This is a genomic window from Mesorhizobium amorphae CCNWGS0123, assembly GCF_001686985.1.
In the GTDB taxonomy this organism is placed as follows: domain Bacteria; phylum Pseudomonadota; class Alphaproteobacteria; order Rhizobiales; family Rhizobiaceae; genus Mesorhizobium; species Mesorhizobium amorphae.
The window spans coordinates 4,430,007-4,446,387 of sequence record NZ_CP015318.1 but is presented as its reverse complement, the minus strand read 5'-3'; the positions used below and the strand labels follow the sequence as shown (position 1 = coordinate 4,446,387).

Below are 16,381 nucleotides of genomic sequence, written 5' to 3'. Positions count from 1 at the left end.
TTTTGGGAGAAGAAACCGGCCGGCCCGAGAACGGGTGGGTCAGCGGGCCGGCCGGCGCAGCCAGTCAGAGTTGCTCGCCATCGCGAGGCGGCGGGAGCTGTCTGCCATGGCCAGGGAGACCTCCGGGACCGGCTGCGTCGTCCGGCGGGCCGCCCCAGGGACCGGGGGGTGGTCCATGCGGCCGTTCCGCCGAAGCGAGGATTTCGAGCTGTTCCGGCGTCAACTTGGCGCGGAGTGCTGCGATCGCATCCTTCAGCTTGCCGGCCGAAACCGCTCGTTTGGTGATGTCGTCGACGAGGCTTTCCTGACGGGCGAACGGGTCGCGCGGTGCCTGAGCGGCGCTGCCATCGGGGCCGGGCTTTCCGGCGTCGGGGCCGCGTCCACCGGAGCCGCCCGGGCCATGATCGGGCAACGGTGGCGTCAGCGTCTCCTGCAGCGCGCTGGTGTAGTCGCGCCAGGCGTCGAGCTGCTCCGTCCGAATGCCAACCTTGGTCTCGAGCGCGGAAAGCCGGGCTGCCAGCATGAATTCCGGCGGCGGTCCCATGCGCTGTGCGCCGAAGCGCTGCGGGCCAAAACCTTCCGGCCGGTGTCGCATCGGTCCATGCGGACCGGGTTGCATCGGGCCCTGGTCCGGGCTGTCCTGCATGGCCACCACTGGCGGTTCGTCGCCGGAGGGGGCACCAGGGTCGGCTTGCTGCGCCAGCGCAGGATGAATGGCGGCGACCGAGAAGAGGCCGAGGGCAAAAAGTCTGCTTCGCATGTTGTTTTTCCTTTCCCACATGCTTCGGATGGCTGGAGGATAGGAGGCGTCTTTTGCCGCTTTGCTTCGGCGCGTTGCCGAAGGTTTCCACAAAAGGGAGATTTGTTTCCGAATGTTTCTGTTCGCCGGCCGGAAACATTCGGTTGCAATTTTCCATGCCGTTCGCCTGCGGCTCTCCCTATAATCGAAAGCGAACAGGCAACCGGACGAAGAATGCAGACGCAACCCCATATCCTTGTCGTCGACGACGACCGCGAGATCAGGACTCTTCTCGGGCGTTATCTCGACGGCCAGGGCTTTCGCGTCTCGGTGGCGGCCGACCGGCGCGAATGCGAGCAGAAGCTCGGCACAGGCCAGTTCGACCTGATCGTGCTTGACGTCATGCTGCCCGACGGCTCCGGGCTCGATATCTGTCGCTCGCTGCGCGACCGCAAGCCGCATATTCCGGTGATCCTGCTGACGGCGCTGAAGGAAGACGTCGACCGCATCATCGGGCTGGAGCTTGGCGCCGACGACTATCTCGGCAAGCCGTTCAATCCGCGCGAACTCACCGCCCGCATTCGCGCCGTGCTGCGGCGCTCGGCGCCGGAAGAGGCCGCCCCGCCGCGCGTGCGCGTCTACCAATTCGCCGGCTACAGGCTGGAACCGGACACGCGCAAGGTGACGGATGCCGAGGGCGCAACAATCGACCTCACCGGCGCCGAGTTCGACCTGCTGCAGGTCTTCCTCGACCGTCCCGGACGGCTCTTGTCGCGCGACCAGCTTCTCGACCTGACACAAGGCCGCGAGCGCGATCCGCTCGACCGTTCCGTCGACGTGCTGATGAGCAGGCTGCGGCGCAAGTTCGGCGACACCGGCGAGGGGCCTCTGTTCAAGACGGTGCGCAATGGCGGCTACCAGCTCACTGCCCGCGTCGAGACAGCGGAGGCCGAGGCATGAAATCGCTGCGCCGGCGCCTGATCATCCTGCTGGTCGTCTCGATCGTCGGCGTTGTCGGCCTGGCAACGATCGTCGCCATCAAGGTGCTTGGCGGGCCGTCACCCGAGTTGAGCATGGGGCCGGTGGCTCGACAGATCCAGTTGATGGTGCAACTGGTCCCTGGCCACGTGCCGGGCGCCGGCGACGCGCCGGTCAATCTCAGCGATCAGCCCGCCGATGGCGACGAGGACCAAAGGCATACCCGTGTGCTCAACCACATCATGCACGAATTGGGCCTTGATGTTTCGGCCGTCGTCAGCCGCAATGTCGGCAGACCCGGCATGGTCGCTTCGGTCGCGCTGCCCGACAATCGCTGGATGATCGTCGATGTCCCCGATTTCGGACCGCCGCGAGATGCCTGGTTCGTGCTCTCGGGCTGGATCACGCTGATCGTCCTCGGCGCCACGGCCGTGTCGGTCTATTTCACCGCCGTGCTGGTGCGGCCGCTGGAGATGCTCGAGACCGCCGTCGGCAAGATCGGCTCGGACGGCGTTTTAGCGGCGGTGCCTGAGGAAGGGTCGGCCGAGGTCAGGGCGACCGCGCATGCGCTCAACCAGCTTTCCGCCAGGCTGAAAACGGCGATGGAAAGCCGCATGCGGCTGGTCGCCGCCGCCGGGCACGACCTCAGAACACCGATGACGCGGATGCGGCTGCGGGCCGAATTCCTCGACGACGATCGCGACAAGTGGCTTCACGATCTCGACGAGCTCGACCGCATCGCCGACAGCGCCATCCGGCTGGTGCGCGAGGAGGTGAACCAGGATGCGGTCGAGCCGGTGGAGCTGGCGAAGCTGGTCCGCGAAATCGCCGCCGAGGTGCGGTCGCTCGGACATGCGGTATCGACCGATCACTTGGACAAGGTCTCGATCAGGGCAGGTTCGCTCGGCCTTCGCCGCGCCTTGCGCAATCTGATCGTCAACGCCGCCACGCACGGCAAGGGTTGCAGCGTCTCGCTGGCCGCCGCCGGCGATCAGGCGGTGCTGACGATTGCCGACAGCGGCCCCGGCATCCCGCCGGAGTTGCTCGCCAAGGCGTTCGAGCCTTTCTTTCGCGTCGATCCCGGCCGCCGCCAGTCCGTTCCCGGCGCCGGCCTCGGCCTCGCCATCGCCAAGGAGATCATCGAGCGCTACGGCGGGAGCATTACGCTGGAGAACCGGACGGGTGGCGGGCTTGCGCAGAAGGTGGTCTTTGCTGCGGTTTCCTAGCGGAATGGACGCTAGGCAACTCGAAACCGCTTACTTCCGCAGATGTGAGGGTCCCGGCGTCACTTGACCTGTTCAATCTCCGGAGCCGGCGTCTGGTCAATCACTGGAGCCGGCGTGCAATCTTGTCCCTTGCATGCCTCGACAGTGTCCTCGGCCGGCGGCAGGCAATTTTGCCCCTCGCAATGAACTGGCGGCACCTCTGGCGCTATTTCGTTAGTCGCCGCAGCAGGCTGATCTTCAGCGCGAACGGCCGCTGGTCCTACCAGGCCGATGGCCGTGCACAAGAGCGCTATGCGAAGCAAATTCATTTCCGCCTCCGTGGCTGACAGCAAGCAGAACTTTACGCTCTTGATCCGAGGCCGACATCCTGTCACCCGCGAACGACGTTAACAGCGCGTTTCCGGGCAAGGAGACGCGCTCGCTGACATTGGTCGCCCTCGTCATTGTCGTCGTATTGCGCTCAGGTCAGCCGCGACAGGCCATCCCGCTCAACTTCCGCACTTAGGGCTGCAGTGGGTGGGTTTGTGTTGCTGCGCCATCCGCCGCCGTTTGCCCTGGCGGGCCCTTTGCAAGGTCAGTCTCGCAACAGCCAGCACGGATATCATTGAACCGTCACCAGAGGAGGTCTCAATGGTTTCCGCGATTGCAAGTCAACATCGGCATGTACCGGAAAATCAACTGAAAGCGGGAAAGCCGGAAACAGGTGAAGGATTTGCGCCGGGCAACAGCGCCGACAGCGTCGGACATCGCGCCAAGGCGATGGTTGCCGAAACCGGCGACACGGATCCTGGTGCGCAAGGTCGGGCGGCATCGACGATCGCCAGAATGGACATCACAGTCCTGACGCCGCCACCGGAAGAAGCACCAGCGGAGTAGGCTGGAGGGACTGCTACTGGCCAAGACGTGGCGCTTGCAAGGATGAAGACCGGCCTTCAGCGCGTGCTCACGCGGCGCGCGCAGGCCGGACCGGGGCCGCGCATATAGTGAAGTTCTGGCCGGTAGCGCGGTGCAACGAATTCGCGAATGGCCGATGCCAACCGAGTGGTCAAAGCCCACCACTCCATGACACAATCTCTGCAATACGCCGTTGCAGAGGGCAGTTCATCTCCAGTTCTTGTCTGGGCTATCCACAGTCTCGCGGCCATCGATGCGCTCCCTTATGACCTTGTGACGCCCGGCGGGCATGGTGGCACAGTCCGCGACGCCGACGCCGATACGGTCCCGGGTGGTGGACCGCTTGAACAAAAGACCGAACCGGATTGGGTCGCAGCCAGAAATCCCCATGAGGTGACGGACGACCAGAGGGCTACCCCCAAGGCGGTGGCCAAGAACACTGCGGGAAGGGCGAACAGAAGCTTACGCGACATCATTGTCCCAACCTCACACGCCGGTATCGATGTGGAACAGGTCTTCGCGCCCGGCGTGCCTGAAGCTGTTGGAGCAAGAACCGTGCCACGCTTGCCCGCGGCAGCTGTCAGGTCTCGCATGTCGGCTACGTCGTCACCCGAAGAAGCACCAGCGGAGCAGGCCGGAGGACCGCTGAGCGGGCAGTAGGTCGGTCGGTGGAACAGCGGACTGTCCTGGAATGGGTCATTTGCCGCTGGCACCACAATTGCAGTGTTAAAAACGCCGGTGTTGGGACCGGCATTTGGGGCGGTTGGGGGCCTCGCCGCTCCGCAAATGGAGCGGCGAGGTTTTCCGCTCTATTTTGGTACGCCGATAAAGCGCGGACAGCCGCTCACCGCATAGCTTGGTGTCGTGAACTTCCCCGTAAGGCCCTTCTCTTCGTGACAAAGAACGCCTGTCGGGGATGGCGAGCATCGCGCCAATTGCCCCCGCAAGCAGAACTATCACTAAGCCGAGCCCGGTGACTGCGTTTCGCATTGTCCTGCATCCCCTGCGACATCCCAGGATAATAAAAAGGGAACGCAACTCAGCGCGTTAGCGTTCATAGGCGATGACGTTAAGTGGGGCTGCGTATGAGCTCTCTTCGTGAAAAGCCTACTCTAGCGTTCCATGCAGAGGCGGAACGCCACGCTCGTCTCGAAAAGAACGCCCGCCTGAGGGAACTTCGGTCTCATGCGTCATGGCTGGTGCTCGATCCTCATGCACCGTTTCACGATGAGATCGATTGCTCAGCCATCCTTGAAGAGAAGAGTTCCCGCTAAGCGGTAGCGTTCTGCCTCTGGGACTGGAAGTTAGCCAAGGCGCCGGTTTTGCCGCGCCTTGCAGGATTTTCGGGCAGAGTGAGACGAAGCCGCTCTGCAACGGAACGCAACTGAAGCTGCAGCGTTCAGTGTCTCGGCCCGACACGTCAGCCAGCGGATTTCGGAACCAGCAAATGAAAAAAGCCTACGAAAAGCCCACGCTCGTGAAGCGCGAGAAGCTCACCGAGATGACCGCTCAAATCGTCGTTTCAGGGGTGACCATTTTCTCGGCGATCGACCATCGTGATGGCGGCTCGGCGGGCTGATCAGGCCTTGCGCTTCGCGGCAGGGCCAACTCACTTTTCGTCTTTATAGGATTTGGCGGCCTCGTCGATCTTTCGCCAATCGTTGCCGTGTCGACGCACAAGCTCTCTTGCCTGGTCCGGCGAGACGTCATGCGTTTCGACAATGTGGCTCACTTCCGCCTCCTCGCCTTTTAGCGGGCGCGTGCGTGGCTTCCTGGGCGGCCGAGCCGTGTGATCTCGTCTTGGCATGAACACTCTCTCCTGCTCCGGGTTAACCGGCCAGCATTAGAAAGGTTTCACATAGGAGACGAACCATGTCTCGCCGGTAGCCCCAGCACATGATCGCGATGGCGGGGCGGGTACTGGGTTCTGGTATCGTCGGCGAAAGGCCCGACACCCGCTGCAGTGTTAACCACGTTGCTATGTTGGGTCGAACCCACTGTGTGTCGTTGCCGTTGCGGACCATGGAAGATCACAAAGCGAGTTTCCGCTATCGCCCCGAACCGTCGGGTATTTGGAGGGAGCACTTCCTTATCGGTAGGACCTGGCAGCGCGCCAAGGCGGCCTGCGACCGACTGAGGCGCATCTACGACAAAAGGCGGAAGGCTCGATCGCAGGGCAGGAAGCCCCGAGCCGATCCGGCAGACCGTGTCGACGATCTCATTTCATCTATCCGAAAGAGCCGCAGCTAGCCGAAACCGACGCGGATCATGGAAGATGGCCGGCGCCCGTTGGGCGGGGGGCTTTGGGGTAAAGGCGCCGGCCAGGCGGGCAATCAAGTCCGCCGCCTGGGCAAGCTAGCACATGGGCCGCCAGGACGTATGGCGTGATCGCGGAAGTCGACCATGCCGCGCTGCTTGTAGCCAGACGGCGCCGACGAACATTAGAGCGGTGATGGCGGCGAAGTAGACGCCGACGACGGTCACCAGGCCATGCCCGCCCTTGGAACAGCTTCGCGACCTGTATCGCAAACCAGAAGAAGGGCGCCGACGGGAACGGAAGTGCGGCGATCCGGTTTCAGAATTGGAGGAAACTGGACATGCAAAACAAGATCAAAGATCCGCCACCGAAGCCCAACCCGAAGAAAGGGACACCTCCCGACAAGGAAGCGTCGCCAGAGCCTGAACATGTCGACCCGCCACCGCGAGACGTGCGAGAGGCGCCGGTGCCAAATCCGAACGGCGATAAGAAGTCCTGACCGCCTAGCACCCGTAGCGAGCGCGTGCTGGCTTAATGGGGAAAGGAAATTGCTCAAACGACAGGCGAGAAGAATATTCATCTGAGTGCTTGAAAGATCTGGTACGCCCAAGGGGAATCGAACCCCTGTTACCGCCGTGAAAGGGCGGTGTCCTGACCGCTAGACGATGGGCGCGCTCAGATGAGCGGCTTATAATTGCGTTGTTCGCAACCGGCAACCCGTCTGCAGCCGCCTGCGACAACTTTTTTCAACAGTGGCAAAAACAGCGTTTTTGGCTGTCGGGCCGCGGCTTCGCAGCATTGCCCGGTCTTCGGAAACGTGTCCGGCAGAGTTTGCGGTGGGCGGCGAAAATCAGCCGGCGCTGCGCCTGCGGCAGCGCCAGTTCCAGTCGCGCTCGGGGCCGACGTCGACATGGACGGATTCGGTGTGGCAGTAGGTGCCGACGCCGCCACGACCCGGCATGGTGCGGATGTAGTTTGCCAGATCCCATTTGGAGACGCCGGGAACCTGGATGTCGGCGGCGGCGCAATACATGTGCAGCGAGTTCTTGGCGCCGTTGGCGCGGCGGTTGCGAGCCGGGTCGCGATAGCCCGAGGTGACGACCATCTTGCGGCCGTAATGGCCTTCGATCGTCTTCAGCACGCGCACCAACGAGGGTTTCAGGCAGGCGACGTCGACGCTCTCGTTCTGCTTCAGCAGGCCGTTGGGCGCAAGGCGGGCAAGGCCGGCGGCAGAGGCCACCTGGTAGGCGCCGCCCTCGTCCTCGTTCAGATCGACGTCGCTTTCGTCGTCGAGGCCGGATTTGCGCTTGATCTCGAACAGCGCCGTCTGGCGCACGCCGGGCAAGGCGTCGGCACCGGTGATGTGGTTACTATCGTCGCCGATCGAGGCGAGCTGCACCGGCTTTTCGGCCGGAGTGGCCGAAGCCAGCGTGACGATCGGCTTCGCGGGCGCCGCGGCCTTGGCCTGCACAGGCTGGTCGCCGGAGCGCGCGTTGATCAGCGGCGCAGGTGCCGCCGAGGCCGGCGTGGTGCTGAACAGCGAGGCGAGGAAACCCTTCTTCGGTGCGTTGATCTGCTGCGGCGCCGTCTCGCCGGCCGTCACATAGACGGCGTTGTCCACCGCAGGGGCGGCGACCTTGGCGTCGGCTTTCGGTGCCGTCGTGGAGGCATCGGCAGCGGCGACCTTCTGCGCGACGGCGTCGGTCTCGGCGGCTGTCTGCGCCGGCTGCACCAGCGGCTGCGGCGTATTGCCGGCAATGGTGTCGGAACCGGCAGGCACGTTGATGGGGAAGGCTGCGCCGGGCTTGGTCACCGGCACAAAGGCGACCTTTTCAGGCAAGGGTTTGTCGCCCTCGCTCATCACGGTTGATGGCTCCGAAGAGGCTGACGTCGCCTGCATTGACGAATCGGCCGCGGTTGCCGTTGTCGCGCTGGAGGCCGCATTGATGTCGGCCGAGGTGGCGTTGTAGCCCGGCATGCCGACGGACATTGTCGGGTCGCCGGCGGAGGTGCAGGACGCCAGAAGCACGGAGAAAAGCGCTGCCGCAATGCTGCGGCTTTCCCCCCGTGTGAGACGCCAACCTGCTGATCTCAAAACAAAATTCCCCCTCGGTATCCGGCCGGTCATCGTCGACTCGGCGCCTCGCGCTCCATCGCAATGCCCCCTTGTTCCCCAACCGGAAACGGGACCTGTGTCAAATCTGCAAGCCTCGGATTTATTCGTTTGTAGAAGGCGAATTGAGGCCGCCGGATGGTTGACGACACCATTTCGGCCTGTTTTGCCAAATCGTCAACTCACCAGACATTACAGTCTGTTACACACGCACCTTGACATAGGTGCCCGGCGCATCGCCCAAAGTTTTCATACGCTTGCCCGGTTTGCGGGCTGCAACGCGGGTGTTGTCCTGGGTCTCGATCCAGCGCTGCCAGTGCGTCCACCAGGAGCCGGGATGCTCCATCGCCGAAGCGAACCACTGACCAAAGTCGCCCACCGGCTTGCCGCCGGTCCAGTACTGGTACTTCATCGAAGCCGGCGGGTTGACGACGCCGGCGATGTGGCCGGAGCCGGCCATCACATACTCGACCGGGCCGCCGAAATACTTCGACCCGAGGAACACCGAAAGCGCCGGTGCAATGTGGTCTTCCTTGGAGGCGAGGTTGTAGACCGGAATGGTGATGTCGGCGAGCGACACAGTGCGGCCGGCAAGTTCCATCGTGCCTTTCGAGAGATTGTTCTCGAGGTAGCAGTTGCGCAGATAGAAGGAATGGTTGGCGGCGGCCATGCGGGTGGAATCGGCGTTCCAGTAGAGCAGGTCGAAGGGCAGGGGATCCTTGCCGCGCATGTAGTTGTTGACGACATAGGGCCAGATCAAGTCGCCCGAGCGCAGCATGTTGAAGGCTGTCGCCATCTTGGTGCCGTCGAGGTAGCCCTTCTCGTTCATCGACTTCTCGACGGCCGCGACCTGGTCTTCGTCAACGAAGACTTTCAAGTCGCCGGCATAGGTGAAATCGACCTGAGTGGTGAAGAAGGTGGCCGATTTGATGCGGTCGTCGCCCTCTTGCGCCAGCAGCGCCAATGCCGCCGCCAGCAGCGTGCCGCCGACGCAGTAGCCGATGGCGTTGACGTCCCTTTCGCCAGTGGCCTTCTCGACCATGTCGAGGCCGTATTGCAGGCCCTCGCGGATATAGGCCTCCCAGCTCTTGGTGCCGTGGCGCTCGTCCGGATTGATCCATGAGATGACGAAGACCGTGTGGCCCTGCTCGACCGCCCAGCGGATGAAGGATTTCTGCGGGTTGAGATCGAGGATGTAGTACTTGTTGATCCAGGGCGGGCAGATCAGCAGGGGACGCTTGAGCACGGTCTCGGTCGCCGGATCGTACTGGATGATCTCGGCGACATCGCTGCGGCCGACCACCTTGCCGGGCGTTGTGGCTACGTTCTTGCCGATCTCGAAGGGCGAATAGTCGGCCTGCCTGAGCTTCAGGTCGCCCTTGCCGGCGGCGATGTCCTCGGCCAGCATCTTCATGCCGCGCACCAGGTTCTCGCCGTTGGAGGCGACCGTTTCGCGAAACAGCTCCGGATTGGTCAGGATGAAGTTCGACGGCGAAATCGCATTGGACACCTGCTTGACGTAGAAACTGGCCTTATGGCGGGTGTGCTCGTCCAGCCCCTCGGCATGCTCGACAAGGTCGGCAGCCCAGCGCGAGGTGACGAGATAGGCCTGCTTGAGGAAATCGAAGAAGGCGTTGCGGCCCCATTCGGGATCCTGGAAGCGCTTGTCGCCGCGCTCCGGCTTGACCGCGTCGTCAGGTGCTTCGGCGTTGGGGCTGACGCGCTGGATGGCATTTGCCCAGACGGTCATGTAGCCGGCGAACAGCCGCGTCTGCGCCTCCAGCGCACGCTGCGGGTCGGCAAGCCAGTATTCGCTGAGCTTGGAGAAAGTCTTGACCATGTCGACCACGGGTTCGGCTACGTGATCGCGCACCTCGCCCTTCTCGCGCGGCTCGGCCCAGGCGGAGGCGGCCTTGCCGGCCTGCTCGACCATGCGCGCCATGTTCAGCGCGAAGCGTTCCGGGTCCTTTACCAGATATTGCTCGACGGTCGAAGGTCCGCCATCTTCCGCTTTGCCCGAATCGGGTGTCTTGGACATGGTTCTCGGGGTTCCTCCCGGAGCGTTTTCTTGACATAGTATCATGGGACATTCGGCCGGGTCCAACACGCTCTAACCCGGCTGCCAGGAAAACAATATGACGATTAATGTCGGCGAGACCGTTTTTTCGAGCGCTGTTGGTATTTGCCGCATCGCTGCCGCGATGGCCTTGCTGGGGGGCACCCTGCTTGCGGGCGGCGGCTGTGCCAGCAGCAACACCGGCAACACGACGCCGGTCGCAACCACCGACGGCCCGAAGGACACCGGCTCCTATCCGAACCTCAACATCCCGCCGCAGGTGGCCGCCAAGCAGCTCACGCCTGAGGAGACCAAGGCCAAGCTTGCCCAATTGAAGGGCGACCAGCAGGCGCAGCTCGGCAAGAGCGGCGGCACCGGTGGGAGCAATCCGGCGGCGCTGAACTCGCTGGCGAAGACCCATGGCGACGATACGCTGAAGCAGATCGAGACCAAATGCGATCCCGCCCTCGACCCTACCTGCAATTAGGGCTATATCGCGCGCCGAAAGCGTCTCTTTGCCAAACACGTTTAAATGTCTGGAACTGACATGGAAGAATTTCACAAGGTCCGCCGGCTTCCGCCTTATGTTTTCGAGCAGGTCAATCGGCTGAAGGCCAGCGCCCGCTCGCGCGGCGCCGACATCATCGACCTTGGCATGGGCAATCCGGACCTGCCGACGCCGAAGGCCATCGTCGACAAATTGTGCGAAGTGGTGCGCGATCCGCGCACGCATCGCTATTCGTCGTCGCGCGGCATTCCGGGGCTGCGCCGCGCCCAGGCCGCCTACTATCAGCGCCGCTTCGGGGTGAAGCTCAACGCGGACACGCAGGTGGTGGCGACGCTGGGCTCCAAGGAAGGCTTCGCCAACATGGCGCAGGCGATCACCGCGCCCGGCGACGTGGTCCTTTGCCCGAACCCGACCTATCCGATCCATGCCTTCGGCTTCATCATGTCGGGCGGCGTCATCCGCTCGCTGCAGGTCGAGCCCGACGACGGCTTCATTCCGGCGGTCGAGCGAGGCATCCGCCATTCGATCCCGAAGCCGCTGGCGCTGATCCTCAACTATCCGTCGAACCCGACGGCGCTGGTCGCCTCGCTCGACTTCTACAAGGACGTGGTCGCCTTCGCCAAGAAGAACGACATCATCATCTTGTCCGACCTTGCCTATTCGGAGATCTATTTCGACGGCAACCCGCCGCCTTCGGTGCTGCAGGTTCCGGGCGCCATCGATGTCTGCGTCGAGTTCACCTCGATGTCGAAGACGTTTTCCATGCCCGGCTGGCGCATGGGCTTCGCCGTCGGCAACGAGCGGCTGATCTCCGCGCTGACGCGCGTCAAATCCTATCTCGACTACGGCGCCTTCACGCCGATCCAGGTGGCTGCGGCGCATGCGCTGAACGGCGACGGCGCCGATATCGCCGAAGTGCGCGAGGTCTACCACAAGCGCCGCGACGTGATGGTGGACGCCTTCACCCGCGCCGGCTGGACCATCCCGGCGCCGGCGGCCTCGATGTTCGCCTGGGCGCCGATCCCGGAACCGTTCCGCCATCTCGGCTCGCTCGAATTCTCGAAGCTGCTCATCGAGCACGCCGACGTGGCGGTGGCGCCGGGCGTCGGCTTCGGCGAGCATGGCGACGATCATGTGCGCATCGCGCTGGTCGAGAACGAGCACCGGATCCGGCAGGCTGCCCGCAACATCAAGCGCTTCCTGGCGTCCAGCGCCAAGCAGCCCAACAATGTGGTGCCGCTCTCCGCGCACCGCTGAGTTTGCCTGACATCATCGAAACGAATTTTGAGGGGCGTCGCCGGACATGGCTGAAGCGTTGCGTGTTGGAATTGCCGGTCTCGGCACCGTCGGCGCCTCGGTGGCGCGCGTGCTCGGCGACAAGGCAGCGGAACTGACCCGCCAGTGCGGCCGCGACATCGTCGTTACTGCTGTCTCCGCCCGCGATCCGAAACGCGACCGCGGTGTCGACCTTGGTTCGGCGACTTGGTTCGACGACGCCGTGAAGATGGCTGAGAAGGCCGATATCGATGTCTTCGTCGAACTGATCGGCGGCGACGAGGGGCCCGCGCTCGCGTCCGTGAAGGCGGCACTGGGGGCCGGCCGCCATGTGGTGACCGCCAACAAGGCGCTGCTGGCCAAGCACGGCGTGCAGCTTGCCGAGATCGCCGAGAAGAAGGGTGTGCTGCTCAACTACGAGGCGGCGGTGGCCGGCGGCATCCCGGTCATCAAGACGATGCGCGAGGCGATGGCCGGCAATTCCGTCACCCGCGTCTTCGGCATCCTCAACGGCACCTGCAACTACATCCTGACCCGCATGGAGGCCGAGGGCATTTCCTTCGACGCCTGCCTGAAGGATGCGCAGCGCCTCGGCTATGCCGAGGCCGATCCGACCTTCGACATCGAAGGCCATGACACGGCGCACAAGCTGTCGATACTGACCAGCCTTGCCTTCGGTACGAAAATCGCCGCCAACGACATCTACATGGAAGGCATCTCCAACATCAGCCAGGCCGACATCCGCGCCGCCGGAGACCTCGGCTACCGCATCAAGCTGTTGGGCGTCGCACAGCGCACCGACAGCGGCATCGAGCAGCGCGTGCATCCGACCATGGTGCCGACCGCCTCGGTCATCGCGCAGGTGCATGGCGTCACCAATGCGGTGGCAATCGAGACCGACATTCTGGGCGAACTCCTGCTCTCCGGCCCCGGCGCCGGCGGCAACGCCACGGCGTCGGCCGTCATCGGCGATATTGCCGACATCGCCAAGAGCCGGCCGGGCTTCCAGCACGGTCCGGTCTTCGGCCGCCCGGCCAAGGAATTGAAGCCCTACAAGAAAGCGCAGATGCGCAGTCATGCCGGCGGCTATTTCATCCGGCTGACGGTGCATGACCGCATCGGCGTCTTTGCCGCGATCGCCAAGCGCATGGCCGACAATGATATCTCGCTGGAATCGATTGTCCAGCACGCCTCCGGCCCGGAAACGGACGCGCAGAAGACCGTCATCCTGGTCACTCATGAGACGACAGAAGCGGCGGTGCGCAAGGCCGTCGACGGCATCACCAAGGACGGCCATCTGACCGACAAGCCGCAGGTCATCCGCATCGAACGCGCCGGATAAATTCAATCATATTTCGCCTTTAATCGATTGATATTGCTACGATATCGAAAAATTGACGTGGCAAGTCTTGCCGTTGTCATGGAGCTTTGACACAAGAAGCGGGCCCCTTGGCGGAGGCGGCATGCCAATGAGGATTTCCCATCGATGAATATGGCCCAGAACATTGTCGCCGGTCTCGACCGGATACTCACCATGGAACTGGTGCGCGTCACCGAACGGGCCGCTGTCGCCGCCGCCAGGCTGCGCGGACGCGGCGACGAGAAGGCCGCCGACCAGGTCGCGGTCGACGCCATGCGTGAGGAGCTCAACCGGCTCGCCATCAAGGGCACAGTGGTGATCGGCGAGGGCGAGCGCGACGAGGCGCCGATGCTCTATATCGGCGAGGAAGTCGGCACCGGCAAAGGACCGGCGGTCGATATCGCGCTCGATCCGCTGGAAGGCACGACGATCTGCGCCAAGAACCTGCCCAACGCGCTTGCCGTCATCGCGATTGCGGAAAAGGGCAGCCTATTGTTCGCGCCCGACGTCTATATGGACAAGATCGCCATCGGCCCGGGCTATGCCGAAGGCGTCATCGGCATCGACGCCTCGCCGGCCGAAAACATCGCGAGCCTCGCCAGGGCCAAGGGTGTTGCGGTGTCCGAGATCACCGCCTGCATCCTCGACCGGCCGCGCCACGGCAGACTGATCGAGGCGGTGCGGGCGACGGGCGCGGCGATCCGGCTGATCGGCGACGGCGATGTCGCCGGGGTCATCCACACCACCGATCCGGAAGAGACCGGCATCGACATCTATCTCGGCACCGGCGGCGCACCGGAAGGTGTGCTGGCGGCGGCCGCGTTGCGCTGCACCGGCGGCCAGATGCAGGGCCGGCTGATCCTCGACACGCCGGAAAAGGTGGCGCGCGCGGCCAAGATGGGCATCGCCGACCCAAAGCGGATCTACCGCGCCCAGGACATGGCGCGCGGCGACGTGCTGTTTGCGGCAACCGGCGTCACCGACGGCAACATGCTGGACGGCGTCAAGTTCGGGCCCACCTACATCACCACGCACACCATCGTGCTGCGCTCGTCGTCGCGCACCGTGCGCGAGATCAAGGCACGCCATCAGGATCTGGAAAAGTTTTGATTCCTTCCTGCTTAGCCGTCGCCTATTGATGTCGTGACAGATGGCAATAGGCGGGCGGCACGTCATATGACGGGCGAGAAGAGGCTTTTCCTCGACGTAAGGCAGTCGGCCACCGGTGTCTCCTGGGAACACCGGCTGACCGAGCGGCAGGACATGACCGCACTTGCCATAGCGCAAGGCTACGGCGTGCCGGATATCGTCGCGCGGGTGCTTGCCGGGCGCGGCGTGACCGCCGAGCAGACCGAGCGCTTCCTCGATCCGACGATCCGCGATCTGTTGCCGGATCCGGCATCGCTGACCGACATGGGGAAGGCCGCGGCCCGCATCGCCGGGGCCATAATCGCCAAGGAAAAGGTGGCGATCTTCGGCGACTACGATGTCGACGGAGCCGCGTCGTCGGCGCTGCTCAAGCGCTTTCTCGGGCATTTCTCGGTGCCGTCCGAAATCTACATACCCGACCGCATCTTCGAAGGTTACGGCCCCAATCCGGAGGCCATGCGCGACCTCATCTCGCGCGGAGCGACCCTGATCGTCACTGTCGATTGCGGCACCAACAGTGCCGTCTCCATCGACGCGGCGAGAGAGGCCGGCGCCGATGTCGTGGTGCTCGACCACCATCAGGTCGGCGGTCCGCTGCCGGCAGCCGATGCGGTGGTCAATCCCAATCGCGAGGACGATCTTTCCGGGCAGGGCCATCTTTGCGCGGCCGGCGTCGTTTTTCTCACCCTGGTGCAGACGGCCAGGATCCTGCGCGGCCGCTTGCCGGATGCCACGTCACCGGATCTGCTTTCGCTGCTCGACCTGGTGGCGCTGGCCACCGTTTGCGATGTGGTGCCGCTGACCGGCGTCAACCGCGCCTTCGTGGTCAAGGGGCTGCAGGTGGCGCGCCAACAGAAGAACGAGGGGCTGGCCGCCCTTGCGCGGGTGTCGCGCATCGGCGAGCCGATCAGCACCTTTCATCTTGCCTATCTGATCGGGCCGCGCATCAATGCCGGCGGGCGCATCGGCGACGCCGCCCTCGGCAGCCGGCTGCTCGCCACCGACGATCCGGTCGAGGCCAACACGATTGCCGAGACGCTCGACCGGCTCAATCAGGAACGCCAGCAGATGGAACTGGAGATGCTTGCGCAGGCGCGCGCCGAAGCCGATGCCGAGCTTGCCGGCGGCAATGGCCCGGCCGTCGTCGTCACCGCCAGCACCACCTGGCATCCGGGTATCGTCGGCCTGCTCGCCTCGCGGCTCAAGGACCACGCACGGCGGCCGGCCTTTGCCATTGCCTTCAACGCCAATGGCGTCGGCACCGGCTCGGGACGCTCGGTGTCCGGCTTCGATCTCGGACGGCTGGTGCGCGAGGCGGCAGATGCCGGGCTGATCGTCAAGGGCGGCGGCCACGGCATGGCGGCCGGCATCACGGTCGAGCGGGCAAAACTCGGGGCGTTGAGGGCCTTCTTCGAGGAGCGGGCGGCGGCCGAAGTGTTCCGGCTGCAGGACGAGGAGAGCCTGGCCATCGACGGTGCGCTGGCCGCCGAGGGCGCGACGCTCAGCCTGCTCGATGCCCTGGAAAAGGCCGGGCCATTCGGCGCCGGCCATGTCGCGCCGGTCTTCGCTCTGCCGCGCCACAAGCTGGCGGATGCGCGGCCGGTCGGAACCAACCACATCCGCGCCGAGCTGCAGTCGCAAAGCGGCGGTCGCATCCAGGCGATCGCGTTTCGCGCCGTCGATACGGCGCTTGGCGAATTCCTGTTCAAGAACCGGGGCAAGACGGTGCATGTCGCCGGTTCGCTGTCGGGCAATTACTGGAACGGCAATCGCACGGTGCAGTTCCGCATCACCGACGCGGCGATTGCCTGAAATCTGTTTGATCG

14 protein-coding genes and 1 tRNA gene are annotated in these 16,381 nt (G+C 64.1%); 10 read left to right on the top strand and 5 right to left on the bottom strand.

All coding sequences use genetic code 11. The annotated features are described in order from the left end of the window. Window positions 1-64 precede the first annotated feature (64 nt). Window positions 65-760: a hypothetical protein gene (locus A6B35_RS20985; protein ID WP_006201653.1), complete on the bottom strand. Its 696-nt coding sequence runs from the start codon at window positions 758-760 to the stop codon at window positions 65-67. Between the two features lie 213 nt (window positions 761-973). Between A6B35_RS20985 and A6B35_RS20980 the strand changes: the two genes are divergently transcribed. The 4 genes from A6B35_RS20980 to A6B35_RS37205 all read left to right on the top strand — a co-directional run bounded on the left by A6B35_RS20980 (window position 974) and on the right by A6B35_RS37205 (window position 5,416). After that, entirely contained in the window at window positions 974-1,699 is a 726-nt protein-coding gene (locus A6B35_RS20980; protein WP_006201652.1) for a response regulator, read from the top strand. Continuing rightward, the gene (locus tag A6B35_RS20975) at window positions 1,696-2,943 is read left to right on the top strand and encodes an ATP-binding protein (RefSeq protein WP_006201651.1); all 1,248 of its coding nucleotides are present in this window, start codon (window positions 1,696-1,698) and stop codon (window positions 2,941-2,943) included. The genes A6B35_RS20980 and A6B35_RS20975 overlap by 4 nt, the downstream gene beginning before the upstream one ends. Before the next feature lie 630 nt (window positions 2,944-3,573). Continuing rightward, a complete protein-coding gene (locus A6B35_RS20970; RefSeq protein ID WP_006201649.1) occupies window positions 3,574-3,819 on the top strand; it encodes a hypothetical protein in 246 nt (81 codons plus the stop codon). A gap of 1,465 nt (window positions 3,820-5,284) precedes the next feature. Continuing rightward, window positions 5,285-5,416, top strand: coding sequence for a hypothetical protein (locus A6B35_RS37205; RefSeq protein ID WP_006201648.1), 132 nt, complete (start codon window positions 5,285-5,287; stop codon window positions 5,414-5,416). 30 nt (window positions 5,417-5,446) lie between these two features. Here A6B35_RS37205 and A6B35_RS37200 read toward each other — a convergent pair whose 3' ends face one another. After that, window positions 5,447-5,569: a hypothetical protein gene (locus A6B35_RS37200; protein ID WP_006201647.1), complete on the bottom strand. Its 123-nt coding sequence runs from the start codon at window positions 5,567-5,569 to the stop codon at window positions 5,447-5,449. An 865-nt stretch (window positions 5,570-6,434) separates the two neighbouring features. On the opposite strand from A6B35_RS37200, the gene A6B35_RS35680 reads away from it, so the two are divergent. Then, entirely contained in the window at window positions 6,435-6,593 is a 159-nt protein-coding gene (locus A6B35_RS35680; protein WP_156788623.1) for a hypothetical protein, read from the top strand. A 99-nt stretch (window positions 6,594-6,692) separates the two neighbouring features. Here A6B35_RS35680 and A6B35_RS20960 read toward each other — a convergent pair. The 3 genes from A6B35_RS20960 to A6B35_RS20950 all read right to left on the bottom strand — a co-directional run bounded on the left by A6B35_RS20960 (window position 6,693) and on the right by A6B35_RS20950 (window position 10,245). After that, a tRNA-Glu gene (locus A6B35_RS20960) sits at window positions 6,693-6,767 on the bottom strand. A 177-nt stretch (window positions 6,768-6,944) separates the two neighbouring features. Beyond that, window positions 6,945-8,084: a YcbK family protein gene (locus A6B35_RS20955; RefSeq protein ID WP_006201646.1), complete on the bottom strand. Its 1,140-nt coding sequence runs from the start codon at window positions 8,082-8,084 to the stop codon at window positions 6,945-6,947. A gap of 325 nt (window positions 8,085-8,409) precedes the next feature. Further along, on the bottom strand, window positions 8,410-10,245 hold the full coding sequence (locus A6B35_RS20950) for a PHA/PHB synthase family protein (protein WP_006201645.1): 1,836 nt from the start codon (window positions 10,243-10,245) through the stop codon (window positions 8,410-8,412). 97 nt (window positions 10,246-10,342) lie between these two features. On the opposite strand from A6B35_RS20950, the gene A6B35_RS20945 reads away from it, so the two are divergent. The 5 genes from A6B35_RS20945 to recJ all read left to right on the top strand — a co-directional run bounded on the left by A6B35_RS20945 (window position 10,343) and on the right by recJ (window position 16,367). Beyond that, entirely contained in the window at window positions 10,343-10,750 is a 408-nt protein-coding gene (locus A6B35_RS20945) for a hypothetical protein (protein WP_006201644.1), read from the top strand. A 60-nt stretch (window positions 10,751-10,810) separates the two neighbouring features. Then, window positions 10,811-12,028, top strand: coding sequence for an LL-diaminopimelate aminotransferase (locus tag A6B35_RS20940; RefSeq protein WP_006201643.1), 1,218 nt, complete (start codon window positions 10,811-10,813; stop codon window positions 12,026-12,028). A gap of 46 nt (window positions 12,029-12,074) precedes the next feature. Further along, window positions 12,075-13,388, top strand: a complete 1,314-nt coding sequence (locus tag A6B35_RS20935; RefSeq protein WP_006201642.1) for a homoserine dehydrogenase — start codon at window positions 12,075-12,077, stop codon at window positions 13,386-13,388. Window positions 13,389-13,532: 144 nt separating this feature from the next. Beyond that, window positions 13,533-14,516 (top strand): class II fructose-bisphosphatase, encoded by a 984-nt coding sequence (gene glpX / locus A6B35_RS20930; protein ID WP_006201641.1) that lies wholly within the window; start codon window positions 13,533-13,535, stop codon window positions 14,514-14,516. Between the two features lie 66 nt (window positions 14,517-14,582). Beyond that, window positions 14,583-16,367, top strand: coding sequence for a single-stranded-DNA-specific exonuclease RecJ (gene recJ, locus A6B35_RS20925; protein ID WP_006201640.1), 1,785 nt, complete (start codon window positions 14,583-14,585; stop codon window positions 16,365-16,367). The last annotated feature ends 14 nt before the right edge of the window (window positions 16,368-16,381 follow it).